The sequence below is a fragment of the Prescottella equi genome (assembly GCF_020171745.1).
GTDB lineage: Bacteria > Actinomycetota > Actinomycetes > Mycobacteriales > Mycobacteriaceae > Prescottella > Prescottella equi_A.
Map to the genome: position 1 here is coordinate 50187 of NZ_JAIVAH010000014.1, position 22255 is coordinate 72441.

Annotated in this window: 23 protein-coding genes; 12 read left to right on the forward strand and 11 right to left on the reverse strand. The window is 69.3% G+C overall.

Features of this window, described 5'->3' with window-relative positions:
• Positions 1 to 41: 41 nt before the first annotated feature.
• Both LCL87_RS12785 and LCL87_RS12790 read right to left on the reverse strand, forming a co-directional pair.
• Positions 42 to 1319 (reverse strand): serine hydrolase domain-containing protein, encoded by a 1278-nt coding sequence (locus LCL87_RS12785; protein ID WP_225020139.1) that lies wholly within the window; start codon positions 1317 to 1319, stop codon positions 42 to 44.
• A gap of 88 nt (positions 1320 to 1407) precedes the next feature.
• Entirely contained in the window at positions 1408 to 1923 is a 516-nt protein-coding gene (locus LCL87_RS12790; protein ID WP_225020140.1) for a flavin reductase family protein, read from the reverse strand.
• A 113-nt stretch (positions 1924 to 2036) separates the two neighbouring features.
• Between LCL87_RS12790 and LCL87_RS12795 the strand changes: the two genes are divergently transcribed.
• The gene (locus LCL87_RS12795; protein ID WP_225020142.1) at positions 2037 to 2237 is read left to right on the forward strand and encodes a helix-hairpin-helix domain-containing protein; all 201 of its coding nucleotides are present in this window, start codon (positions 2037 to 2039) and stop codon (positions 2235 to 2237) included.
• On the opposite strand, the gene LCL87_RS12800 is transcribed toward LCL87_RS12795, so the two are convergent.
• Positions 2228 to 3175, reverse strand: coding sequence for a WYL domain-containing protein (locus LCL87_RS12800; RefSeq protein WP_225020144.1), 948 nt, complete (start codon positions 3173 to 3175; stop codon positions 2228 to 2230). The genes LCL87_RS12795 and LCL87_RS12800 overlap by 10 nt on opposite strands.
• Before the next feature lie 63 nt (positions 3176 to 3238).
• Here LCL87_RS12800 and LCL87_RS12805 point away from each other — a divergent pair, with 63 nt between their 5' ends.
• Complete coding sequence (locus LCL87_RS12805; RefSeq protein WP_225020145.1) at positions 3239 to 4225, forward strand: alpha/beta hydrolase; 987 nt, start codon at positions 3239 to 3241, stop codon at positions 4223 to 4225.
• A gap of 3 nt (positions 4226 to 4228) precedes the next feature.
• Here the strand turns inward: LCL87_RS12805 and LCL87_RS12810 are convergent, their stop codons facing one another.
• The 6 genes from LCL87_RS12810 to LCL87_RS25875 form a co-directional block, all read right to left on the reverse strand.
• Entirely contained in the window at positions 4229 to 5023 is a 795-nt protein-coding gene (locus LCL87_RS12810; protein ID WP_225020147.1) for a sirohydrochlorin chelatase, read from the reverse strand.
• Positions 5010 to 6305, reverse strand: a complete 1296-nt coding sequence (locus LCL87_RS12815; RefSeq protein ID WP_225020149.1) for a GTP-binding protein — start codon at positions 6303 to 6305, stop codon at positions 5010 to 5012. Before LCL87_RS12815 ends, LCL87_RS12810 begins: the two co-directional genes overlap by 14 nt.
• A gap of 2 nt (positions 6306 to 6307) precedes the next feature.
• Complete coding sequence (cysD, locus tag LCL87_RS12820) at positions 6308 to 7249, reverse strand: sulfate adenylyltransferase subunit CysD (protein WP_225020151.1); 942 nt, start codon at positions 7247 to 7249, stop codon at positions 6308 to 6310.
• Complete coding sequence (locus LCL87_RS12825) at positions 7246 to 7959, reverse strand: phosphoadenylyl-sulfate reductase (protein WP_225020153.1); 714 nt, start codon at positions 7957 to 7959, stop codon at positions 7246 to 7248. The genes cysD and LCL87_RS12825 overlap by 4 nt, the downstream gene beginning before the upstream one ends.
• Complete coding sequence (locus LCL87_RS12830; protein ID WP_225020155.1) at positions 7956 to 9665, reverse strand: nitrite/sulfite reductase; 1710 nt, start codon at positions 9663 to 9665, stop codon at positions 7956 to 7958. Before LCL87_RS12830 ends, LCL87_RS12825 begins: the two co-directional genes overlap by 4 nt.
• Before the next feature lie 164 nt (positions 9666 to 9829).
• A complete protein-coding gene (locus LCL87_RS25875) occupies positions 9830 to 10099 on the reverse strand; it encodes an Ms4527A family Cys-rich leader peptide (RefSeq protein WP_510850755.1) in 270 nt (89 codons plus the stop codon).
• Here LCL87_RS25875 and hemW point away from each other — a divergent pair.
• Positions 10048 to 11244, forward strand: coding sequence for a radical SAM family heme chaperone HemW (hemW, locus tag LCL87_RS12835; protein WP_225020156.1), 1197 nt, complete (start codon positions 10048 to 10050; stop codon positions 11242 to 11244). The two genes, LCL87_RS25875 and hemW, sit on opposite strands and share 52 nt — an antisense overlap.
• 12 nt (positions 11245 to 11256) lie before the next feature.
• On the opposite strand, the gene LCL87_RS12840 is transcribed toward hemW, so the two are convergent.
• A complete protein-coding gene (locus tag LCL87_RS12840; RefSeq protein WP_225020157.1) occupies positions 11257 to 11565 on the reverse strand; it encodes a type II toxin-antitoxin system VapB family antitoxin in 309 nt (102 codons plus the stop codon).
• A 227-nt stretch (positions 11566 to 11792) separates the two neighbouring features.
• Between LCL87_RS12840 and hrcA the strand changes: the two genes are divergently transcribed.
• From hrcA to LCL87_RS12860, 4 genes are all read left to right on the forward strand, one after another.
• Positions 11793 to 12836, forward strand: a complete 1044-nt coding sequence (hrcA, locus tag LCL87_RS12845; RefSeq protein WP_225020158.1) for a heat-inducible transcriptional repressor HrcA — start codon at positions 11793 to 11795, stop codon at positions 12834 to 12836.
• A gap of 96 nt (positions 12837 to 12932) precedes the next feature.
• Positions 12933 to 14084, forward strand: coding sequence for a molecular chaperone DnaJ (gene dnaJ, locus LCL87_RS12850; protein WP_225020159.1), 1152 nt, complete (start codon positions 12933 to 12935; stop codon positions 14082 to 14084).
• Positions 14085 to 14102: 18 nt separating this feature from the next.
• Positions 14103 to 14864: a 16S rRNA (uracil(1498)-N(3))-methyltransferase gene (locus LCL87_RS12855; protein ID WP_225020160.1), complete on the forward strand. Its 762-nt coding sequence runs from the start codon at positions 14103 to 14105 to the stop codon at positions 14862 to 14864.
• A 15-nt stretch (positions 14865 to 14879) separates the two neighbouring features.
• Entirely contained in the window at positions 14880 to 15635 is a 756-nt protein-coding gene (locus tag LCL87_RS12860) for an alpha/beta fold hydrolase (protein ID WP_225020161.1), read from the forward strand.
• 4 nt (positions 15636 to 15639) lie between these two features.
• Here LCL87_RS12860 and LCL87_RS12865 read toward each other — a convergent pair whose 3' ends face one another.
• Entirely contained in the window at positions 15640 to 17250 is a 1611-nt protein-coding gene (locus tag LCL87_RS12865; RefSeq protein WP_225020163.1) for an MFS transporter, read from the reverse strand.
• 257 nt (positions 17251 to 17507) lie between these two features.
• Between LCL87_RS12865 and LCL87_RS12870 the strand changes: the two genes are divergently transcribed.
• From LCL87_RS12870 to era, 5 genes are all read left to right on the forward strand, one after another.
• A complete protein-coding gene (locus tag LCL87_RS12870) occupies positions 17508 to 18140 on the forward strand; it encodes a TetR/AcrR family transcriptional regulator (protein WP_225020176.1) in 633 nt (210 codons plus the stop codon).
• Positions 18141 to 18237: 97 nt separating this feature from the next.
• The gene (locus LCL87_RS12875; RefSeq protein ID WP_510850756.1) at positions 18238 to 19329 is read left to right on the forward strand and encodes a PhoH family protein; all 1092 of its coding nucleotides are present in this window, start codon (positions 18238 to 18240) and stop codon (positions 19327 to 19329) included.
• A gap of 59 nt (positions 19330 to 19388) precedes the next feature.
• Positions 19389 to 19931 (forward strand): rRNA maturation RNase YbeY, encoded by a 543-nt coding sequence (ybeY, locus tag LCL87_RS12880; RefSeq protein ID WP_225020165.1) that lies wholly within the window; start codon positions 19389 to 19391, stop codon positions 19929 to 19931.
• 24 nt (positions 19932 to 19955) lie between these two features.
• A complete protein-coding gene (locus LCL87_RS12885; protein WP_225020167.1) occupies positions 19956 to 21278 on the forward strand; it encodes a hemolysin family protein in 1323 nt (440 codons plus the stop codon).
• 1 nt (position 21279) lies between these two features.
• Positions 21280 to 22197 (forward strand): GTPase Era, encoded by a 918-nt coding sequence (gene era, locus LCL87_RS12890; RefSeq protein WP_225020169.1) that lies wholly within the window; start codon positions 21280 to 21282, stop codon positions 22195 to 22197.
• Positions 22198 to 22255 lie beyond the last annotated feature (58 nt).

The window sequence follows — 22255 nt, forward strand, 5'->3', positions numbered from 1 at the left end:
TCCCTCAGCTGGAACCGGGCTTTCGTCGTCGGATCAGCGGTTCAGGATCCGAGCGAACCGAACGACAGCGAGCCGCTGCCGTCTTCCGGTGCCGCCGGGTAGTCGGGGGCGAGCTCACGCATCAGGTCCAAGGCGACGCCGTCGGTGTACTCCGAGTCGCCGTTCGCCATCACCGTCACACCCCATCCCTCGGACGGCATGAGGTAGGTGGCGCTGGTCGTTCCCGAGGCGCCGCCGTTCTTGAACGCGTAGGGACGGTTGATTCCGTTCTGCGCGGGGTAGAGCTGCCAGGCCATGCCCATCTGCATGTTCGGCATCGTGGTCGGCGCCACGCCCGGGATCGGATCGAGCGTCGACTGCAGGACCGGGACGAGCGGGTTGTCGCCGTAGCCGAGGGTGGCGGCCACCCACTTCGCCATGTCCGACGCGGTGCTGATCAGTCCGCCGCCGCCGGCGAGGGCGCCGGTGTTGTTCCAGAGGTCGGTCGGGCTGCCGTTCGAGTAGGGCACGGCCAGATCCGGTGTGGGGCTCTCGATGATGGTCCCGGTCATGCCGAGCGGCCCGGTGAGTTCGCGTTGGACCACGTCGGCGAAGCGGGGCTCGGCGTGGCCCGGTTCGTACGCGTCCGCCATCAGGGTGCCCAGGGTGCCGAAGCCGAAATCCGAGTAGATCCATTCCGAGCCCGGTGCGCTTGCCAACGCGCCGGGCGCCTCCAGCCCCTCCCACAGGAGGGTGCGGTTGTAGAGCGCCTTCGCGTCCGAGCACCCGTGGGTGCCGCCGCCCGGGCAGCCCGCGTTCAGGTTGCCCGGATCGTCGGCGAGTCCCGACCGGTGGGTGACGAGGTCGCCGAGGGTGATGGCGGTGCCGTCCATTGTCGGGAACGTGACGTCCTGCTCGTAGTCCTGCGCGAGGTCGTCGAGGTCGGAGTGACCCTCGGCGATCCGCTTGGCGAGGAGCGCGGCGGTGAACGTCTTGGTCTCCGAGGCGATTTCGAACTGCGTCTGTGGGCCGACGGGGCGCGCTCGCTCCTTGTCGGCCATCCCGAAGTAGTAGGTGGTGGTGATGGCCTCGTCGGGCTTGTTCGGGTTGCGCTTGACGATCGCGATCGACATGCCGGGCGCACTGTGGCCGACGACCTTCGAGGCGGCTCGGGCCACGGCGCGCGTTTCCCACCCGTTGCCGGTCGAGGATCCCGTGTTCGGGACGGGAATCGCTGCGGATGCGGTGGGCGCGAGAGTCGCGGCGAGGACCAGACAGGTCGCGCTCGCCAGAGCCGCGACGCCGGCCCGTCGGTACGGCCGGCGGAGAATTGGTTGCATGACCACGAGAGTAAATCGGAGGTAATGCTTTTCGTCAGATTTCTTGCGTCGTGGTCACGGCGGACCCGGATTGCGAACGAACGTTAGATCACGGGAGGGCGGTCCAGGCGCTCACGCAGTGATACGTGCGGTCCTGGTACACCAGCGGTGCGGCGAGAGAGTCGGCGGCGCGAACCTCCTCGACCGCGGCCGTGACGACCAGTGCCGGCCCGACCTCCGTGCGCGTCAGTGGCGTGCACCGCAGCACGGTGCCGGTGCCGTGCAGGAACGGCTCGCCGGATTCGAGTGCGGACCACGCGGTGTCGACGCCGAACCGGGCGCTGCCGGCCGTCGCGAACCGGCGGGCCAGCGCGACGTTGTCGGCGGTGAGCAGGTGCACCAGAATGCTCGACGCCGCCGCGATCTCGGCGGCCGAACCCCGCAGGGCCTGCAGCGAGAAGCCGAGCACGGCGGGGTCGGCGGAGATCGATGCGACCGACGACGAGGTGATCCCGACCGGACCGGTGGCGCCCTGCGCGGTGATGATCGCGACGCCCGCGGGATGGCCGCGGAAGGCGCGCCGGAAGCCGTCGCTGATAGGGATGTGAGGGGCGGCGGTCGTCAACGCGAGGTCCTTCGTCGAAGCGGTGTGTCACTGCCGACGCTAGAACCTCGAGCTAACTCGAGGTAAAGGGGATGTGCTCGACGTCATGCCCCGCGGCCCATACGATCGCCGACATGACGACGCTCCCGACCGCCATCGGCAAGCCCGCGACCAGGGCACTGCAAGAGGCGGGAATCGCCACGCTCGAGGCCGTCGCGCAGCACTCCGCGAAGGAGTTGCTCGCTCTGCACGGCGTGGGCCCCAAGGCGATCCGGGTGCTCACCGAATCGCTCGGCGAACAGGGACTGGCGTTCCGCCGCGTCGATCAGCGGTAGCGTTCGGCGAGGGCGGCGCCGATCGCAGCGAGGTGGTCCCGCACGCCCTGGGGACTGGTGACGTCGAGCCATTCGACGAGTCCGGCGAGGTGGCCGGCGAGCCCGTATTCGCTCGGCCCGCGGATCACGACGGTGATGCGGCCGTCGTCGGTGGTGCCGCCGATGTCCAGGTCGGCGCCGACCGCGATTCGGAGCAGGTCGATTCCGTCGGCCGCGCAGGTCGCGTGGATCTCGATGGGCGATCGCCGGCGATCGACTTCGTCTGCGATTTCACGCCAGGTCTCGGCGAGGTCGAAGTCCTCGGGTCGGTGGACGGGGTCGCCCGTCGTGTCGGCGGATGAGACGCGGTCGATCCGGAAGGTCCGCCGGCCGGTCTCGGTCTCGGCGACGAGATACCAGGACGGGCCTTTGGCGACGACGCCCAGCGGGTGGATGATCCTCTCGGTTCGGGTGCCTTTGCTGTCGAGGTACCCGAGTCGCACCTGGATGCCACGGATCACGGCGTCCTGCAGGTCGTCGAGGAAGCGCGGGGGTTTCGGTTCGATTCGAGCCGAGCCCCACTGACTCGGGTCCAGGACCAGTGAGGACGCCGCGGCCTCGGCTTGTTCTCGGAAGGGTTCCGGTAGGGCGCGGACGAGTTTGCGCAGCGCGGTCTTCACTGCCGGGGTCGCCACCGAGGCCGGTCCGGCGACCAGGAACAGGGCGCGGGCCTCGCTCTCGGTCAGACCGGAGAGGTCGGTGCGGCCGCCGCCGAGAAGCCGCCAGCCGCCGCGTCGGCCCTGGATCGAGTACACCGGAATGCCGCTCATGGCGAGGGCGTCGAGATCGCGGCGTGCGGTGCGTTCGGAGACCTCTAGTTCCTTCGCGACCTCCCCGGCCGTGACCTGTTCGCGCCGCTGCAGCATGAGGAGGATCGCCACCAGCCGGTCAGTTCGCATGCTGACAACATTCGCAGAAAAACCGGTCATGAGGTGACCGGTATAGGTTCCTAAGTTGGTCACATGAATCCAGCAATGAACCGCACCGACTTCCCCGAGCCCACTCTGATCGCCGTCGACGGCGTGGAGTTGGAGGTCTTCGAGGCAGGCCGACAGAACTCCGGAAAGCCCGTCGTGCTCTGCCACGGCTGGCCTGATCTCGCCTTCACCTGGCGTCATCAGGTGCCCGCCCTCGTCGCTGCCGGCTATCACGTCATCGCCCCCAACCAGCGCGGCTACGGCAACTCCTCCCGCCCGACCGAGGTCACTGCCTACGACGTCGCGCACCTGGCCGGCGATCTCGTCGCTCTCCTCGACCACTACGGCTACGAGGACGCGACCTTCATCGGCCACGACTGGGGCGCGATGGTGGTGTGGAGCCTCACCCTGTTGCATCCGCAGCGCGTGAACAAGGTGGTCTGCCTGAGCCTGCCGTATCCAGTGCGCGGCGAGGTGCCCTGGATCGAATGGATGGAGGCGGTGCTCGGCAGCGACTACTACTTCGTCCACTTCAATCGGAATCCAGGTGTCGCCGACGCCGTGTTCGAGGAGAACCCGGCCCGGTTCCTCCGCAACCTGTACCGCAAGAACGAGCTACCCGAGAACCCTGCGCCCGGAATGGCGCTGATCGATCTCGCCCGAGCCGAGGCTCCCCTCGGCGAGCCCCTGATGAGCGAGAGTGATCTGGACGTCTACGTCTGCGCCTTCGAGAAGTCCGGGTTCACCGGCGGCATCAACTGGTACCGGAACATGGACCGCGACTGGCACCTGCTCGCCGACGTCGACCCGATCATCCGCCAGCCCGCTCTCATGATCTACGGCGACCGCGACGCCGTGGCCCAGGCCGACAACCTCGCGGCGTTCGTTCCCGACGTCGACGAGATCCACCTCGACAGTGGCCACTGGATCCAGCAGGAGAAGCCAGAAGAGACGAACCGGGCGATCCTGGAGTGGCTGGAACGACAGGAATCGCGCGCTTCGGCGAAGGCGCCACGCGCCCAGAAGAACTGACAGCTACGCCGACAGTCGGATCCGCGCCGCCGCAACCACGGCGGTGTCGTACCGGTCGAGTGCGACCTCGGCGACGTGCCGGTGCGCGCCGATCGTCTCGGCGAACACGACGTCGGGGGCGGCGTCCAGGGCGGCCGTACCGAGGCGGTCGGTGAGCCGCCCCGGCGCGAGGAACCACGGTGCGATCACGATGCGCTCGACCCCTCGCGAGCGCAGCAGTGAGATCGCCTGTCTGACGGTCGGTTCGGCGGAGGTTGCGAAGCACACGGTCGTCGACCACGGGCTGCCCTCGGTGAGGACGCCGGCGAGTGCGCGGGTGCGATCGTTCGCCCGAGCGTCGGACGAGCCGACCGCGGCGAGCACGACACCGGTGCGGGCGTCGTCCGTGGCGACACCGGTCTCCGTGATCCGGTCCCGCACCGCACCGACGAGGCGGCGGTCGTGGCCCAGGACGTCCGACTGGACGAGCGTCAGGTGCGGGTGCCGCGCGCGGGCGGCGGCCAGGATCCCGGGGAGATCCACTCGGGCGTGGAACGCGCTGCCGAGCAGCAGCGGCACCACGATCGCGGTGGAGTGGCCTTCCGCGGCGACGGCGTCGACCACCTGATCCACCGACGGTGCGTTCAGATCGAGGAAGGACAGCCGGACGTCGACGTCCGGGCGCTGCGCGCGGATCGCCGCCACGGCAGCCGCGACCACCCGAGCAGATCGGGGGTCACGGCTGCCGTGCGCGACGGCGATGAGCGGCACCGCCGCCGTGGCGATCAGCGGCGGTGTCACGGTCTCAGACCCGCTCACCGAGTTCGACGGCCGCGATGGCGTCGCCGACCAGACCGGCCGCGAGCGTGTTGCCGCCGGCCGGATCGATCAACAGGAAGCTGCCGGTGTGCCGGTTGACGGTGTAGTCGTCGGCCACGATCGGCTCCGCGACGCGCACCGAGATCTTGCCGATCTCGTTGAGCTCGAGGGTCGCCGGTGACAGCTCCGACGTCAGCTCCTGCTCGTCCAGGCGCTCGACGAGCGAACCGACGATGGCCTGCGTGGTGCGGGTGCCGTGCTTGAGCAGCAGGCGGGCGCCCGGTCGCAGGGACTTCTCGGCCAGCCAGCACACGGTGGCGTCGAACTGCTCGATCGGCTCGGGGGCACCCGACGGCGCCGCGATGGTGTCACCGCGCGAGACGTCGACGTCGTCCGCGAGCACCAGTGTGACGCTGCGGCCCGCGTGCGCGACGTCGAGTTCGCCGTCTGCAGTGTCGATTCGGGTGACCGTGGTCCGGGTGCCGGACGGCAGGATCACCACCTCGTCACCGGGGACGACCGAACCGGCCGCCACCTGACCGGCGTAGCCGCGGTAGTCCGGGAACTCCGCGGTGCGCGGGCGGATCACGTACTGCACCGGGAACCGCAGGCCCACAGCGTGCTTGCCCTCATTGTCGCTGTCCACCGGCACCGCCTCCAGGTGCTCGATCAGCGTCGGACCGTCGTAGTACGGCGTGTTCTCCGACGCCACCGCGACGTTGTCGCCGTGCAGCGCGGACACCGGGATGGCCTGGACGTCGGCGTCGTCCCAGCCGAGCGATCCGGTCAGCGACCGGAAATCGGCCGTGATGTCGGCGAACACCTGTGCCGGATCCTCGACGAGGTCGATCTTGTTGACGGCCAGCACCAGTCGCGGCACGCCGAGCAGTGCGAGGACCGCGGCGTGCTTGCGGGTCTGCGAGATGACGCCCTTGCGCGCGTCGACCAGCAGGATCACCAGCTGCGCGGTGGATGCACCCGAGACGGTGTTGCGGGTGTACTGCACGTGCCCCGGGGTGTCGGCGAGCACGAACGAGCGGCGCGGGGTCGCGAAGTAGCGGTACGCGACGTCGATCGTGATGCCCTGCTCGCGTTCGGCGCGCAGGCCGTCGACGAGCAGCGACAGGTCGGGGGTGGACAGCCCCTTGTCGACCGACGCGCGGGTCACGGCGTCGATCTGGTCGGCCAGAACGGATTTGGTGTCGTACAGCAGCCGGCCCACGAGGGTGGACTTGCCGTCGTCGACACTGCCCGCGGTGGCGAGCCTCAGGAGGTCGCTCATGATCAGAAGTAGCCCTCTCGCTTGCGGTCTTCCATGGCCGCTTCGGAAACTCGGTCGTCGCCGCGGGTGGCGCCGCGCTCGGTCAGTCGCGACGCCGCGACCTCGGCGAGGATCGCCTCGTTGTCGGCGGCATCGGACAGGACCGCGCCGGTGGTGGAGCCGTCGCCGACGGTGCGGTAGCGCACCGACAGCGTCTGCAGTTCTTCGCCCTCTGCCGGTCCGCCCCACACGCCGGGCGTCATCCACATGCCGTCGCGCTGGTACACCGGGCGCTGATGGGCGTAGTAGATGCTCGCCAGTTCGACGTTGTCACGGGCGATGTAGCGCCAGATGTCGAGCTCGGTGAAGTTGCTGAGCGGGAACACCCGGACCTGCTCACCCGGGGAGTGCCGGCCGTTGTACAGGTTCCACAGCTCGGGGCGCTGCTTTTTGGGGTCCCACTGCCCGAAGGCATTGCGCAGCGAGAAGATCCGCTCCTTGGCGCGGGCCCGTTCCTCGTCGCGCCGGGCGCCACCGAAGACGGCGTCGAAGCGGTTCTCGGCGATCGCGTCGAGCAGCGGCACGGTCTGCAACGGGTTGCGGATGCCGTCGGGGCGCTCGGTGAGGCGGCCGTCGGCCAGGTAGTCCTCCACCTTGGCCACGTGCAGGCGCAGGTTGTACTTCGCGACGACGTGGTCGCGGAAGTCCAGCACCTCCTGCAGGTTGTGACCGGTGTCGACGTGCAGCAGCGCGAACGGCAGCGGGGCCGGCCAGAACGCCTTGATCGCGAGGTGCAGCAGCACCGTCGAGTCCTTGCCGCCCGAGAACAGGATCACGGGCCGCTCGAACTCGCCGGCCACCTCACGGAAGATGTGGATGGCCTCGGACTCGAGAGCGTCGAGGGTGTCGAACTTGTTGCCGTCCAGCGCAAGCCGCGGCTCGGGGAGTGAGATGTCGATTGTCATGAGGCGTGCAACCCGCATTCTGTCTTGGCGGAACCGGCCCACCGACCGCTACGCGGATCGGCGCCGGGGAGTGGTTTGACGGTGCAGGGTGCGCACCCGATGGACGGATACCCCTCGTCGACGAGCGGATTCACCAGGATCGAGTGCTCGTCGATGTACGCCTGCATGTCGTCGTCCGACCATGCGGCGATGGGGTTGATCTTCACCAGACCGAACGCGTCGTCGTACGAGATCAACGGTGCGTTCGCCCGGGTGGGGGCCTCGACCCGGCGGATGCCGGTGACCCACGCCCGGTAGTTCTTCAGCGTCGCGGTCAGCGGCGCGACCTTGCGCAGCGCGCAGCACCGGTTGGGCTCGCGGGCGAACAGGTCCTTGCCCAGGGTCGCGTCCTGCTCGGCGACCGAGACGTCGGTCTGTGCGTTGATGACGTTGACGCCGTAGACCTGCTCCACCGCGTCGCGGGTGCCGATGGTCTCGGGGAAGTGGTAGCCGGTTTCGAGGAACAGGACGTCCACGCCGGGATGCACCTGCGCCGCAAGGTGAACCAGGACGCCGTCCTGCATGTTCGACGCCACGATGTAGTCGTTGCCGAACGTGTCTTCCGTCCACTGCAGCAGTTCCTGCGCGGACGCTCCGTCCAGTTCGGCGGCTCCCCGCGCAGCGATCGCGCGGAGTTCGTCCGAAGTTGCCGTCGTCAGATCAACCGTCATCGCAAATCCCCCTCGTCTGCTCGAACTGCCCACTGTGCGAAGCGTTCACCCTCGGTGCGGTGCTTCACGAAGTTGCGCACCACCCGGTCGATGTAGTCGCCGAGTTCCGCGCTGGTCACCTTGTGCTGGCGCAGCTTCCGGCCGAAGGCGCTGTCCAGGCCGAGGCTGCCGCCCAGATGCACCTGGAAGCCCTCGATCTGGTTGCCCTCGCCGTCGTCCACCAACTGGCCCTTGAAGCCGATGTCCGCGATCTGGGACCGGCCGCACGAGTTGGGGCAGCCGTTGATGTTGATCGTGATCGGGACGTCGAGCTGGGCGTTGATGTCCGCGAGCCGCTCCTCGAGCTCCGGCGCGAGCACCTGCGAGCGCTTGCGAGTCTCCACGAACGACAGCTTGCAGAACTCGATACCGCTGCACGCCAGCAGGTTCCGGCGCCAGTGCGACGGCCGCGCGTGCAGACCGAGCGGCTGCAGTTCGGCGATCAGCTCCTCGACCTTGTCGTCGGCGACGTCGAGCACGATCAGCTTCTGGTACGGCGTGAAGCGGATGCGGTCGGAGCCGATCCGTTCCGCCGCGTCGGCCACCTTGGTCAGGATGGTGCCCGACACACGACCGGCGATGGGGGAGAACCCGATCGCGTTGAGGCCGTTGCGCAGCTTCTGGACACCGATGTGGTCGATCGGGCGCTCCGGCTTCTCCGGCGCGGGGCCGTCGATGAGCTTGCGCTTCAGGTACTCGGTCTCGAGCACCTCGCGGAACTTTTCGATACCCCAGTCCTTGATCAGGAACTTCAGCCGCGCCTTGGCCCGCAGTCGGCGGTAGCCGTAGTCGCGGAAGATGGCGAGCACGCCTTCCCACACGTCCGGGACCTCGTCCAGCGGCACCCACACGCCGACGCGCTGCGCCAGCATCGGATTCGTCGACAGGCCGCCGCCCACCCACAGGTCCAGGCCCGGGCCGTGCTCGGGGTGGTTCACGCCCACGAACGCGACGTCGTTGATCTCGTGCACCACGTCCTGCTGCCCGGAGATCGCGGTCTTGAACTTGCGCGGCAGGTTCGAGTACTCGGGATCGCCGATGTAGCGGCGGACGATCTCGTCGATCGCCGGCGTCGGGTCGAGGATCTCGTCGAACGACTCGCCGGCCAGGGGCGAACCGAGCACGACGCGCGGGCAGTCGCCGCACGCCTCGGTGGTCTTGAGTCCGACGGCCTCGAGGCGCTTCCAGATCTCCGGGACGTTCTCGATCTCGATCCAGTGGTACTGGACGTTCTCGCGGTCCGAGAGGTCGGCGGTGTCACGACCGAACTCGGTGGACAGTTCGCCGACCGTGCGCAGCTGCTCGGCGGTGAGCGCGCCCGCGTCGCACCGCACCCGCATCATGAAGTACTTGGCCTCGAGCAGGTCGATGTTCTCGTCGCCGGTGAAGGTGCCGTCGTAGCCCTCTTCGCGCTGCGTGTACAGGCCCCACCAGCGCATACGGCCGCGCAGGTCGGCCTTGTCGATGCTGTCGAAACCCTGCTTCGAGTAGATGTCCTCGATCCGGGCACGGACGTTGAGCGGGTTGTCGTCCTTCTTGATCTGCTCGTTCGCGTTGAGCGGCTCGCGGTAGCCGAGGGCCCACTGGCCTTCGGAGACGCGCTTCTTCGGGCGAGCGGTGCGCGCCGGCGGGCTCACAGCAGATTCGGCGTCGGTGGTCGACGTCATGGGTGCTCCTGAATTTCGTGAACTTCACGGTGCACCGGTCGAAGACAAGGAGAGGAGGGCTGTTTCCTCGCGGGGTCGTCCTCGGCCGGCCGGGTTACGGGCCTAACGGGGGGGAGACGAACGCAGGCGAGCGCCGCTGCTTCAGGGCAGGGAAACGCTGGCCGCTACGCGCCGCAGGGCAGACAACAACAGCTACAGACACGCTTGAGGTCGACGTGGCGACGCGCCACCAATCGCACCCCGGTATCTGTCATGCGGGCCATTCTGCCACGGGATTTCGCGTATGCCGACCACCGGGAGCATATTTCCCCGAAATTCTCGGGAAATGTCCTGATGGGCGGGCGTTCGTGGCGGCAAATCGGGTGGCTGGGACACTGGAGACGTGAGTGGATCAGTTGTCGAAGCAGAGTCGACACGCCTGGAACTTCCCGCATCGGCGCTCGAAGGGGTGGGGGCGCGGCCGTTCGGCATCTACATCCACGTCCCGTTCTGCGCCACGCGGTGCGGCTACTGCGACTTCAACACCTACACGGCGGGTGAGCTGGGCACGTCCGCGTCGCCCCAGTCGTGGCTCGAGGCGCTGAAGCGGGAACTCGCGACGGCCGCCGAGATCACCGGCGCCCCGAAGGTGGACACGGTGTTCGTCGGCGGTGGCACGCCGTCGCTGCTCGGCGGGGACGGTCTCGCCGAGGTCCTCGGGGCGGTGACGACGAGCTTCGGCCTCGCCGCCGGTGCGGAGGTGACCACGGAGTCGAACCCCGAGTCCACGTCGCCGGAGTTCTTCGGGACGCTGCGCGATGCCGGGTTCACCCGGATCTCGCTCGGCATGCAGTCCGCCGCGGAACACGTCCTGAAGGTGCTCGACCGCACGCACACCCCGGGCCGCGCGGTCGCGGCGGCTCGCGAGGCGCGTGCCGCGGGATTCGACCACGTCAATCTCGACCTCATCTACGGCACGCCCGGTGAGACCGACGCCGATCTGGACAAGTCCCTCGACGCGGTGCTCAGCGCCGGCGTCGACCACGTCTCGGCGTACGCGCTGATCGTCGAGGACGGCACCGCGCTGGCCCGCAAGGTGCGGCGCGGTGAACTGCCCGCTCCGGACGACGACGTCCTCGCCTCCCGCTACGAGCGGATCGACGCGTGCCTCGCGGACGCGGGCCTGGGTTGGTACGAGGTGTCGAACTGGTCGAAGCCCGGAGCCGAGTGCAGGCACAACATCGGGTACTGGGACGGCGGCGACTGGTGGGGTGCCGGGCCGGGCGCGCACAGCCACGTCGGCGGGGTGCGGTGGTGGAACGTCAAGCATCCGGCGCGCTACGCCGACCGGCTGGCGGCGGGCGAGCTACCGGTCGGTGGCAGTGAGACGCTCACTGCCGAGGACGCCCACGTCGAACGCGTCATGCTGACCGTCCGGCTGCGCACCGGGCTGCCGCTGTCGGACCTGCGTGACGGTGAACGCGCCGCCGCGGAGCGGGTCGTGGAGGACGGGCTCGCGGTGATCGACGACGACCACCTCGTGCTCACCGATCGCGGGCGGTTGCTCGCCGACGCCGTGGTTCGGGACATCCTCGCCTGACGTCGGGCCGAGCTACTCGGTCCCTGCCGCGTCGTAGTCGTACACCCGCGCGTGCAGCACGACCCGGTTCCGCAGGGCTGATCGCACCGCGTGATGGACGCCGTCCTCGAGGTAGATCGTGCCCTCCCACAGCACCGCGTGCGGGAACAGGTCGCCGTAGAAGGTGGAGTCCTCGTCCAGGAGTCGGTCCAGCTGGAGGACCCTGGTGGTGGTGACGATCTCGTCCAAGCGCACCTGCCGCGGCGGTATCTGGGACCAGTCGCGCAGGGTCAATCCGTGATCCGGATATGGCTTGCCGTCCCTGACGCCTTTGAAGATCATGTGTACCGCCCGCGTTGTTCGACCGTCGACCGGGTCCCGCGGCCCGACCGGTGACCACAGTACGGCCTACGGGCCGAATGTTCCGTGTGCCTCGAATGTCCGGCGCGGCCTGCGGAGTTCGCGGCGGACGAGGCCATTAGACTGGGTACCGAGGTGGGCGCCGCGCACGGGCGGTGTCCATGGTTCCGGGAACGCCCGGGCCGTGTCGCGAAACGGAGGTGGTGGCGATGCCGAGTACGGAGGAACGACGATTCGAAGTACTCCGGGCGATCGTCGCCGACTACGTCTCCACGCAGGAGCCGATCGGATCGAAGGCCCTGGTCGAGCGGCACAATCTCGGCGTCTCCAGCGCCACGATCCGCAACGACATGGCGGTTCTCGAGGCCGAGGGCTACATCGCGCAGCCCCACACCAGTTCGGGACGGGTGCCGACGGACAAGGGCTACCGTCAGTTCGTCGACCGGATCGCCGACGTCAAACCGCTGTCGGCGGCCGAGCGTCGCGCGATCCTCGAGTTCCTCGAGTCAGGCGTGGACCTGGACGACGTGCTGCGCCGCGGGGTGCGCCTGCTCGCGCAGCTCACCCGGCAGGTCGCCGTCGTGCAGTACCCCACGTTGTCGGCGTCGTCGGTGCGTCACCTCGAGGTGGTCGCCCTCACTCCTGCCCGGCTCCTGCTGGTGCTGATCACCGATTCGGGGCGGGTCGACCAGCGGATCGTCGAACTCGGTGACGTGATCGACGACGAGGACCTGTCGCGCTTGCGGTCCCTTCTGGGCGGCGCCCTCGAGGGGAAGCGGCTCGCCGCGGCGTCCATCGCGGTGTCCGAGCTTGCCGAGGACGCTCCCGAAAACCTGCGCGACGCCGTCGTCCGTTCGGCGACGGTGCTGATCGAGACGCTCGTCGAACATCCCGAGGATCGTCTGGTCCTGGGTGGGACCGCGAACCTGACCCGGAATGCGGCGGACTTCACGATGCAGGCCGGACTGCCCGGTTCGCTGCGTTCGGTTCTCGAGGCGCTCGAGGAGCAGGTGGTGGTCCTCAAGCTGCTGGCGGCGACTCAGGACGCGGGCCGGGTGACCGTGCGGATCGGCGAGGAGACACAGGTCGAGGAGATGCGCGGCACCTCGGTGATCTCCACGGGCTACGGCACTGCCGGTACCGTATTCGGCGGTGTGGGGGTCCTCGGACCCACCCGGATGGACTACCCGGGAACAATTGCCTCGGTGGCTGCCGTTGCCAGGTACATCGGCGAGGTACTCGCCGAGCGATAGTGCGCGGACGGGCGCCGCGGCCGAACCGGACGGTTCCGGTGCCGGTGGCCCTGACCGTGTGATGCGAACGATGTAGAGAAGGACGAGATACCCAAAGTGGCACGGGATTACTACGGCACGCTCGGCGTCGGGCAGAACGCGACCGATCAGGAGATCAAGCGGGCCTACCGCAAGCTCGCCCGTGAACTGCATCCGGACGTCAATCCCGACGAGTCGGCGCAGGCGCGGTTCCGCGAGGTCTCCACGGCCTACGAGGTGCTCTCGGACCCCGAGAAGCGGCGCATCGTCGACCTCGGCGGCGATCCGATGGAGTCCGGCGCGGGTGCCGGAGCCGGCGGCTTCGGCGGTGCCGGTTTCGGTGGCCTCGGTGACGTCTTCGAGGCATTCTTCGGTGGTGGCGGCGGTGGCTCGCGCGGCCCGCGAGGGCGCGTCCAGCCCGGCGCGGACTCGCTGCTGCGGACCAAGCTGACCCTCGCCGAGTGCGCCACCGGCGTGACCAAGACGATCACCGTCGACACCGCGATCCTGTGTGACGGCTGCACCGGTTCGGGCACGCACGGCGATTCCCAGCCGATCCGCTGCGAGACGTGTGGCGGCGCCGGCGAGGTCCAGTCCGTGCAGCGGTCGTTCCTGGGCCAGGTCATGACCTCGCGTCCCTGCCCGACGTGCCGTGGCGTCGGCGAGACCATCCCGGATCCGTGCCACAAGTGCGGCGGTGACGGCCGGGTCCGTGCCCGCCGGGACATCACCGTGAAGGTGCCGGCCGGTGTCTCGGGTGGCATGCGCATCCGCCTGGCCGCGCAGGGCGAGGTCGGCGCCGGCGGCGGCCCGGCCGGCGATCTGTACGTCGAGGTCATCGAGCAGCCGCACGAGGTCTTCGTCCGCGACGGTGACGACCTGCACTGCACCATCCGCGTCCCGATGGTCGACGCGGCGCTCGGCACCACGGTCACGCTCGACACCATCATCGACGGACCCACCGAGATCACCGTCGATCCCGGCACGCAGCCCGGATCGGTCTCGGTCCTGCGCGGCCACGGTATGCCGAAGCTGCGTTCCGGCGTGCGCGGCGACATCCACGCACACCTCGAGGTGGTCATCCCGTCGCGGCTGGACGGCAAGCAGAGCAAGCTGCTGCAGGAGTTCAAGAACCACCGCGACCGCGACCAGGCCGAGGTCGTCTCGACCGGGTCGCAGAACACCGGTGGCCTGTTCTCCCGTCTGCGCGACGCCTTCAGCGGCCGCTGATCGGGGCCGGACCCACCGATGGCTGCGACCGTCTTCTACCTCGACCCCCTGCCCGACGTCGGCGGTCCCGCCGTGCTCGACGGACCGGAGGGCCGGCACGCCGCCACGGTGCGGCGGATCAAGCCGGGTGAGCGACTGCTGCTCGCCGACGGTCGCGGCGGCATCGCCGACGCCGTCGTCACCGCCGCCGGGAAGGACCGCCTCGACCTCGAGGTGACCGCCCGGCTGGACCAGCAGCCGCCCACGCCGCTGGTGACGCTGGTGCAGGCGCTGCCCAAGGCCGAACGCTCGGAACTGGCCGTCGAACTCGCCACCGAGGCGGGGATCGACGTCGTCGTGCCGTGGCAGTCGTCGCGGTGCGTCGCCCGCTGGGAGGGTGCCAAGACTCAGAAGGGCGTCACCCGCTGGCGCAACGCCGCGGTTGCCGCGGCGAAGCAGGCGCGACGCTCCTTCGTCCCGGAGGTGGCCGACCTGCACCACACGCCCCAGGTTCTGGAGCGGGTGCGCGAGGTCGTCGGACGCGGGGGTGTCGTGGCGGTGCTGCACGAGTCGGCACGTTCGCCGTTCGCGTCGCTGCCGCTGCGGGACGCGCCCGAGGTGATGTTGGTGGTCGGCCCGGAGGGTGGTCTGTCCGACGAGGAGATCACCGCCCTCACCGAGGCCGGCGCGACCGCGGTCCTGCTCGGGCCGACGGTGCTGCGGACCTCGACGGCGGCCGCGGTGGCGCTGGGGGCGATCGGTGTACTCACCGACCGCTGGTCGTCCGCGCCCATCGACTGACCAGGAGCGACGAGCATGCCCAGGACCCGTATCGAGTACGGCTCCGAACCACAGCAGTTCGGCCACTTCTACGCCCCCGAGGGCGGGGGAGACGGTCCGGTCCCGGTCGTCATGGTGATCCACGGCGGTTACTGGAGCGGGAAGTACCAGCTCAACCTCGGGACAGCGTTCTCGGTCGAGCTGGCCCGAAGCGGCGTCGCGGTGTGGAACATCGAGTACCGCAGGATCGGTGCCGGCGGACGGTGGCCCGAGATGTCCGCGGACGTCGTCGCGGCACTCGAGGCGATCGCCGGACCGGTCGCCGCCGCGTCGCCGGTGCCGCTGGACCTGGACCGGGTCCGCGTCGTCGGGCACTCGGCCGGCGGTCAGCTCGCGGTATGGCTTGCCGGGCAACGTGATACGACGATCCGTCCGGAGCTGTTCGTGTCGCAGGCCGGTGCGCTGGACCTGGCGTCGGCCGCCGAGCGAGGCCGGCGCGTCAGCTACATCGAGGACCTGTTCGGCGTGCCGTTCGAGGACGATCCCGAGCTGTACCGGTCGGCGTCACCGCACCATCGGGTTCCGATCGGTGTGCCCGTCGTGGTCCTCCACGGCACCGAGGACGCTCAGGTCCCGGCCAAGATCGCGTCCCGGTACGCCGCCGCCGCCGGCGCTGCCGGGGACCCGGTCGAGCTGAAACTGATCGAGGGGGAGGACCACTTCGCGTTCCTCGACCCGAACACGCAGAGCTGGAAGCTCTCCCGGGAGTTGCTGCTCGGCGCTCGGTCCTGACCGCTCAGTCCTGAACCGGGGCCGTCCGGCTCGGCAGGATCGCGGCGACCGCCACCGCGCCGACGGCGAGCGCGAGACCGCCGACCAGGCTGGCCCGCGAGATCGCGTCGGCGAACGCAACCGTCGCCGCGTCCATGAGCGGCTGTGCCTGCGCAGCGCCGAGCGGGTTCTTCGCGAGTTCCCCGGCGACGATGGCCGCGCCGCCGACCGACTCACCCGACGCCTGCAGCCCCTGCGCCAGCAGATCTCCTTGCGGCCCGTTCAGTTTCGGGAGCGGCAGCGCGGCCAGGAAGCCGGCGATGCCGTCCTTGTATGCCGAGGCGAGGACCGAGCCGAGGATCGCGATGCCGAGCGACCCGCCGAGTTCGATCGCGGTGTCGTTGAGCCCTCCCGCCGCACCCAGGTCTTTGTCCGGGAAGCTGCCCATGATCGCGTCCGTGGCGGGCGAGACCGACAGGCCCACACCGATGCCCAGCAGGACGAGGGTGGGCACGAAGTCGAGGTACGTCGAGGCGCCGTCGATGCGGACGAGCAGCAGGACACCCGCCGCCGCGACGAGCATGCCGCCGGCGACGATCGCCCGGGTGCCGACGCGCGGGGTGAGGCGGGCGCTGGCGGCGGCGCCGACCGACACCGCGGCCGCGAGCGGCAGCAGGCGGACACCGGTGTCGAGCGGGCCGAGGCCGAGAACGAACTGGAACTGCTGGGCGATGAAGAACATCGCGCCGAACGCGGCCAGGAACACCAGCATCACCGCCAGCGACGCGCCGCCGACCGCGCGCTCGCCGAGCTTGCGGACGTTCAGCAGCGGCTGGGGGTGCCGCAGTTCCCACCCGACGAACAACCCCAGTCCGATCACGGAGACGGCGGCAGTGGTGAGGGCCGTTGCACCCCAGCCGAAGTGGAAGCCGTCGATGATCGCGAAGACGAGGCAGCCGATCGTGACGACCGACAGCAGCCCGCCGACCCAGTCGATGCGCCCGAGTCCATGGGCCTTCGACGGCGGCACCAGGACCAGTGCGGCGATGATCGCGAACGCTGCGATCGGGACGTTGATGAGGAAGGTGGAGTGCCAGGACCTGCTCTCGAGCAGCCAGCCCGCGAGCAGCGGGCCGAGCGCGATCGCGAGACCGGACGTGGCTGCCCACGCCGCGATGGCGCGGGCACGCTCGGCGGCCGGGAACGTGGCGACCAGGAGCGAGAGCGTCGCGGGCATGATGATCGCCGCGCCGACTCCCATCACCATCCGCGCCGCGATCACCGACGTGGTGCTGTCGGCGAGGCTGCCGAACACGGCGCCCGCGCCGAAGACGAGCAGGCCCGCGAAGAGGGCCCCGCGCCGGCTGTACTTGTCACCGATGACGCCGAACAGCAGCATCAGTGCGGCGTACGGCACGGTGTAGCCGTCGATGACCCACTGCAGATCCGAGCTCGTCAGCTGCAGATCCCGGGTCATGTCCGGCGCGGCGACGATGAGGGCGGTGTTCGCCATGACGACGATCAGCAGGCTCAGGCACAGCACCGCGAGCGCGGCCCAGCGGCGGGGGTACGGCCGATCCATCCGTTCGACCGGGGTGCTGGCGATTCCCGGCAGTTGCGACAGCGTGATCGTCATTTCCGTATTCCCTCCCACGCCCCGGCGGCGCCCCACCGGAGAACTTGCACATTGATGTGCAAGTTATTTGCTTGCACACCGTTGTGCAACCAGGAGGTGGGGCACGTCACACTCCCCGGGGTTTCAGGTCCTCGCGCGGGGAGGCGACGAAGCGGGTGTCGACCGACACCGCTGTTCGGCGTACATCGGCGTCGGTGAGGGAAGATGTGCGGGTGAGTTCCGAGCCTCCGACGGTGTACGCGTCCGGTCAGCAGCCGATGCGCGCGCAGGCGCGCGCCAATCGCGCCCGGATCCTCGACGCCGCGATCTCCGCGTTCGCCTCGGATCCCGACGCCAGCATGGACGATGTCGCTAAGGCAGCCGGTGTCGTCCGCCGCACGGTGTACTCGCACTTCCCCAACCGGGACGCGCTCATCGAGGGGCTGGTCGCCGAGGCGTCCGGGGCGATCGGCACGAGCCTGGCGTCCGGACCTCCCGCCCCGGAGCGGATCGACCTCGCGGTGGCGGTGCTGGCGCTGCGCACCTGGCCGGTCGGGGACCGGTTCCGGGTACTGCTGTCGTTCGCCCGGCGCGAACTGGGGGAGGAGCGCATCCACGACCTTCTCGAGCCGCTGCGGACGATCACGGTGGGCAACGTCGAACGCGGCCAGCGCGAAGGCGTGTTCTCCACGTATCTGCCCGCCGAACTCCTGGTCGCGATGTACGAGGGCATGACGCTGACGCTCCTCGAACACGCGAACCGTGGCGCCATCGCCGATCGGGGTGAGACGTTCGCCACTGCCGGGCTGGTGCTGCTGGGTCTGCAGCCGGAGGCGGCTGTCGAGGTAGTCGGGGAGGCGGCAGCCTGGCTCGCGGACGGGGGCGACCCCGGTGCGGCGGCCGACCGGTAACGCGGTGGGCGCCGTCGGCCCCTGGCGCTAGACTTTGGGCACACACGACGACCCGGTCGTGGACCGATCGGACCTGGAAGAAGGCCATAGCGCGCACGTGAGTGAACAAGTCGAGAACGGCAGGTCGCGTTTCAGCGACGCCCCGCAGGATCCTGCTCAGCCGGCTCAGCGCACCGTGCGCTCGAGCATGGAACTTCCACCCGAGGTGGTCCCACCCCTGCTCGGGTCCTCCGACGAGAATCTGATCGCTCTCGAGCAGGTGCTCGACGCCGACATCCACGTCCGCGGGAACGCCGTCACGCTCACCGGCACGCCGGCCGACGTCGCGCTCGCCGAACGGGTTCTCGAGCAGCTCGCCGCCCTGGTGCGCCGCAACCAGCTCATCTCGCCCGACGTCGTCCGTCGCACGCACGGCATGCTGACGCAGGGGCTGTCGGAGTCGCCGGCGGACGTGCTCAGCCTGGACATCCTGTCGCGCCGCGGTAAGACGATCCGCCCCAAGACGCTCAACCAGAAGCACTACGTCGACGCGATCGACGAGAACACCATCGTGTTCGGTGTCGGCCCGGCCGGTACCGGCAAGACCTACCTGGCGATGGCCAAGGCGGTGCAGGCACTGCAGAGCAAGCAGGTGACGCGGATCATCCTGACGCGTCCCGCGGTCGAGGCCGGCGAGCGTCTCGGCTTCCTGCCGGGCACGCTGCACGAGAAGATCGATCCGTATCTGCGCCCGCTGCACGATGCGTTGCACGACATGATGGATCCCGAGGCGATCCCGAAGCTGATGCAGGCCGGCGTGATCGAGGTCGCGCCGCTCGCCTACATGCGTGGCCGCACGCTCAACGATGCGTTCATCATTCTCGACGAGGCACAGAACACCACCGCCGAGCAGATGAAGATGTTCCTGACCCGGCTCGGGTTCGGTTCCAAGATCGTCGTGACCGGCGACATCACGCAGGTCGACCTGCCGGGTGGGGCGCGGTCGGGTCTGCGTGCCGCCACCGAGATCCTCGACGGCATCGGCGGCATCCACTTCGCGGTGCTCGACAGCTCCGACGTGGTGCGGCACCGGTTGGTGTCCGACATCGTCGACGCGTACGAGCGGTTCGAGGCGACCCGCAACGGGGACGTCCCGCTCGGGAACCGCGCGCAGCGGCGAGCGGTTCAGCCGCGTCCGCACCGGCGGTAGGGTTGTCTCCGCCAATCAACGGCTCCCGCGTGTCCGCGGCCGACGAAGGAACGACGTAGATGAGTATCGAGATCTCCAACGAATCGGGGATGGAAGTCTCAGACGAGGATTTGATCAGCGTCGCCCGGTTCGTGATCGCACGCATGGATGTGCACCCGGCGGCAGAACTGTCGATGGTGCTGGTGGACTCGGCGACGATGGCCGACCTGCATATGCGCTGGATGGACCTGCCCGGCCCCACCGACGTCATGTCCTTCCCGATGGACGAGCTCGAGCCCGGCGGACGCCCGGACGCCCCTGAGCCCGGTCCGTCGATGCTCGGCGACATCGTGCTGTGCCCGTCGTTCGCGGCGGAGCAGGCGGAGAAGGCGGGTCATTCGCTGGACCGCGAGCTGGCGCTGCTCACCGTGCACGGTGTCCTCCACCTCCTCGGCTACGACCATGCCGAGCCCGAGGAGGAGAAGGAGATGTTCGGCCTGCAGAACCAACTGCTCGCCGACTGGTACGAGGACCTTCGTCGCGCAGAGCACGAGGCCGAGCTCGCGGCGCGCGATCAGCGGCTGCTGGGCAAGGCCGGATTCTTCGACGGCACCGAGCAGTGACGCTCGGCGGACGGTGATCGACACGTGAACGACGCAGTCGTCCTGGTGCTCGTCGCTGTCGTCCTGGTGCCGCTCGGCGGGCTCTTCGCGGCGCTCGATGCGGCGCTCAACACGCTCTCGCCCGCACGCGTGGAGGAGTTGGCGAAGGATGAGCGGCCCGGCGCCGTGCGGCTGGTCCGCATCGTCTCCGACCGTCCGCGTTACGTCAATCTCATGGTCCTGCTGCGGATCCTGTGCGAGATCGCGGCCGCGGTCCTGCTCGCGGGTGCGCTGATCGACCTGCTCGGCGCGGGCTGGGGCATGGCCGTGACGATCGTGGCGATGGTGCTCGTCGACTACGTCGCGATCGGCGTCGGCCCCCGCACCTTGGGTCGGCAACACGCCTACCCGCTGGCGCTGGCCGCGGCGGCTCCGCTCGGCGCGCTGGGCGCCCTGCTCAGCCCGGTGAGCCGGCTGCTGATCCTCGTGGGCAACGCGCTCACCCCGGGCCGGGGATTCCGGGCCGGGCCGTTCGCGTCGGAGATCGAACTGCGCGAGCTGGTCGACCTGGCCCAGGAGCGTGGTGTGGTGGCCGACGAGGAACGCCGGATGATCCAGTCGGTGTTCGAACTCGGTGACACGTCCGCGCGCGAGGTGATGGTCCCGCGCACCGAGATGGTGTGGATCGAGGCCGACAAGACGGCCGGACAGGCGACGACGCTCGCGGTCCGTAGCGGTCACTCCCGGATCCCGGTGATCGGCGAGAACGTCGACGACGTGCTCGGCGTCGTGTACCTCAAGGATCTGGTGCAGCAGACGTACTACTCGTCCGACGGCGGCCGCAGCGTGAAGGTGGCGCAGGTGATGCGTCCGGCGGTGTTCGTGCCGGACTCGAAGCCGCTCGACAGCCTGCTCGCCGAGATGCAGCGCGACCGCAACCACATGGCCGTGCTGGTCGACGAGTACGGCGGCATCGCCGGGCTGGTGACGATCGAGGACGTGATCGAGGAGATCGTCGGCGAGATCGCCGACGAGTACGACACCGACGAGACCCCGCCGATCGAGGACCTCGGAGACGGCAGCTACCGGGTCTCGGCCCGGCTGCCCGTCGAGGACCTCGGTGAACTGTTCGACGTGGAGATCCCCGGAGACGAGGTCGAGACCGTCGGCGGGCTGCTCGGTTACGAGTTGGGCCGGGTGCCGCTGCCGGGCTCGCAGATCGAGACGGCCGGGCTGCGGATGCGCGGCGAGGGCGGCGCGGACGTGCGGGGCCGGGTGCGGATCAGCACCGTGCACGTCGAACGCATACCGGACGAACACCGTGACACCGGCCAGGTGGACGAAGACGGAAACGTGAACCAGGAGTGATATGACCGACAACGAATTCCGTTCCGGCTTCGTTTGTTTCGTGGGCCGGCCCAACACGGGCAAGTCGACGCTGACGAACGCGCTGGTCGGCGAGAAGATTGCGATCACGTCGTCGCGGCCGCAGACGACGCGGCACACCATCCGCGGCATCGTGCACCGCGACTTCGCCCAGCTGATCCTGGTCGACACCCCCGGCCTGCACCGGCCGCGCACGCTGCTCGGCCAGCGCCTCAACGACCTCGTGCGCGACACCTACTCCGAGGTCGACGTCATCTGCATCTGCATCCCGGCGGACGAGAAGGTCGGCCCCGGCGACCGGTGGATCCTCGAGCAGGTTCGTCAGATGGCGCCCAAGACCAAGTTGGTCGGCATCGTCACCAAGATCGACAAGATGAGCAAGGAGGGCGTCGCCGCACAGCTGATGGCGGTCTCCAAGCTCCTCGGCCCCCAGGCCGAGGTGATCCCGGTGTCCGCGGTCTCCGGCGAGCAGGTCGAGTTGCTGGTGAAGGTCCTCGCCGGCCTGATGGAGCCCGGCCCGGCCTTCTACCCGGACGGCGAACTCACCGACGAGCCCGAGGAAACCCTCATGGCCGAGCTGATCCGCGAGGCCGCGCTCGAGGGCCTCGGCGACGAACTGCCGCACTCGCTGGCCGTCGTCATCGAGGAGGTGCGCGAACGCGAGGGCCGCACCGAGAAGCAGGGCGAGATGCTCGACGTCCACGCGCTGCTGTACGTCGAGCGGCCCAGCCAGAAGGGCATCGTGATCGGCAAGGGTGGCGCCCGGCTGCGCGAGGTCGGCACCGCGGCCCGCAAGCAGATCGAGAAGCTGCTCGGCGTCAAGATCTTCCTGGAACTGCACGTCAAGGTCGCCAAGGACTGGCAGCGCGACCCGAAGCAGTTGGGCCGCCTGGGCTTCTAGGCAGGAACCTGTCGCTCCGGTTCTCGTCGTGCCGCTCTCCCGATCGGGGGAGCGGCAC

What these genes read in the sequence shown, in the direction of transcription:
- hrcA (WP_225020158.1), top strand. Translation starts at nt 11,793, where the DNA reads ATGCCGAGTACGGAGGAACGACGATTCGAAGTACTCCGGGCGATCGTC.
- LCL87_RS12830 (WP_225020155.1), bottom strand. Translation starts at nt 9,665, where the DNA reads ATGACGTCGACCACCGACGCCGAATCTGCTGTGAGCCCGCCGGCGCGC.
- LCL87_RS25875 (WP_510850755.1), bottom strand. Translation starts at nt 10,099, where the DNA reads ATGCGGGAAGTTCCAGGCGTGTCGACTCTGCTTCGACAACTGATCCAC.
- era (WP_225020169.1), top strand. Translation starts at nt 21,280, where the DNA reads ATGACCGACAACGAATTCCGTTCCGGCTTCGTTTGTTTCGTGGGCCGG.
- LCL87_RS12785 (WP_225020139.1), bottom strand. Translation starts at nt 1,319, where the DNA reads ATGCAACCAATTCTCCGCCGGCCGTACCGACGGGCCGGCGTCGCGGCT.
- LCL87_RS12805 (WP_225020145.1), top strand. Translation starts at nt 3,239, where the DNA reads ATGAATCCAGCAATGAACCGCACCGACTTCCCCGAGCCCACTCTGATC.
- LCL87_RS12795 (WP_225020142.1), top strand. Translation starts at nt 2,037, where the DNA reads ATGACGACGCTCCCGACCGCCATCGGCAAGCCCGCGACCAGGGCACTG.
- LCL87_RS12865 (WP_225020163.1), bottom strand. Translation starts at nt 17,250, where the DNA reads ATGACGATCACGCTGTCGCAACTGCCGGGAATCGCCAGCACCCCGGTC.
- ybeY (WP_225020165.1), top strand. Translation starts at nt 19,389, where the DNA reads ATGAGTATCGAGATCTCCAACGAATCGGGGATGGAAGTCTCAGACGAG.
- LCL87_RS12860 (WP_225020161.1), top strand. Translation starts at nt 14,880, where the DNA reads ATGCCCAGGACCCGTATCGAGTACGGCTCCGAACCACAGCAGTTCGGC.
- LCL87_RS12825 (WP_225020153.1), bottom strand. Translation starts at nt 7,959, where the DNA reads ATGACGGTTGATCTGACGACGGCAACTTCGGACGAACTCCGCGCGATC.
- LCL87_RS12870 (WP_225020176.1), top strand. Translation starts at nt 17,508, where the DNA reads ATGCGCGCGCAGGCGCGCGCCAATCGCGCCCGGATCCTCGACGCCGCG.
- cysD (WP_225020151.1), bottom strand. Translation starts at nt 7,249, where the DNA reads ATGACAATCGACATCTCACTCCCCGAGCCGCGGCTTGCGCTGGACGGC.
- LCL87_RS12800 (WP_225020144.1), bottom strand. Translation starts at nt 3,175, where the DNA reads ATGCGAACTGACCGGCTGGTGGCGATCCTCCTCATGCTGCAGCGGCGC.
- LCL87_RS12815 (WP_225020149.1), bottom strand. Translation starts at nt 6,305, where the DNA reads ATGAGCGACCTCCTGAGGCTCGCCACCGCGGGCAGTGTCGACGACGGC.
- LCL87_RS12840 (WP_225020157.1), bottom strand. Translation starts at nt 11,565, where the DNA reads ATGATCTTCAAAGGCGTCAGGGACGGCAAGCCATATCCGGATCACGGA.
- LCL87_RS12855 (WP_225020160.1), top strand. Translation starts at nt 14,103, where the DNA reads ATGGCTGCGACCGTCTTCTACCTCGACCCCCTGCCCGACGTCGGCGGT.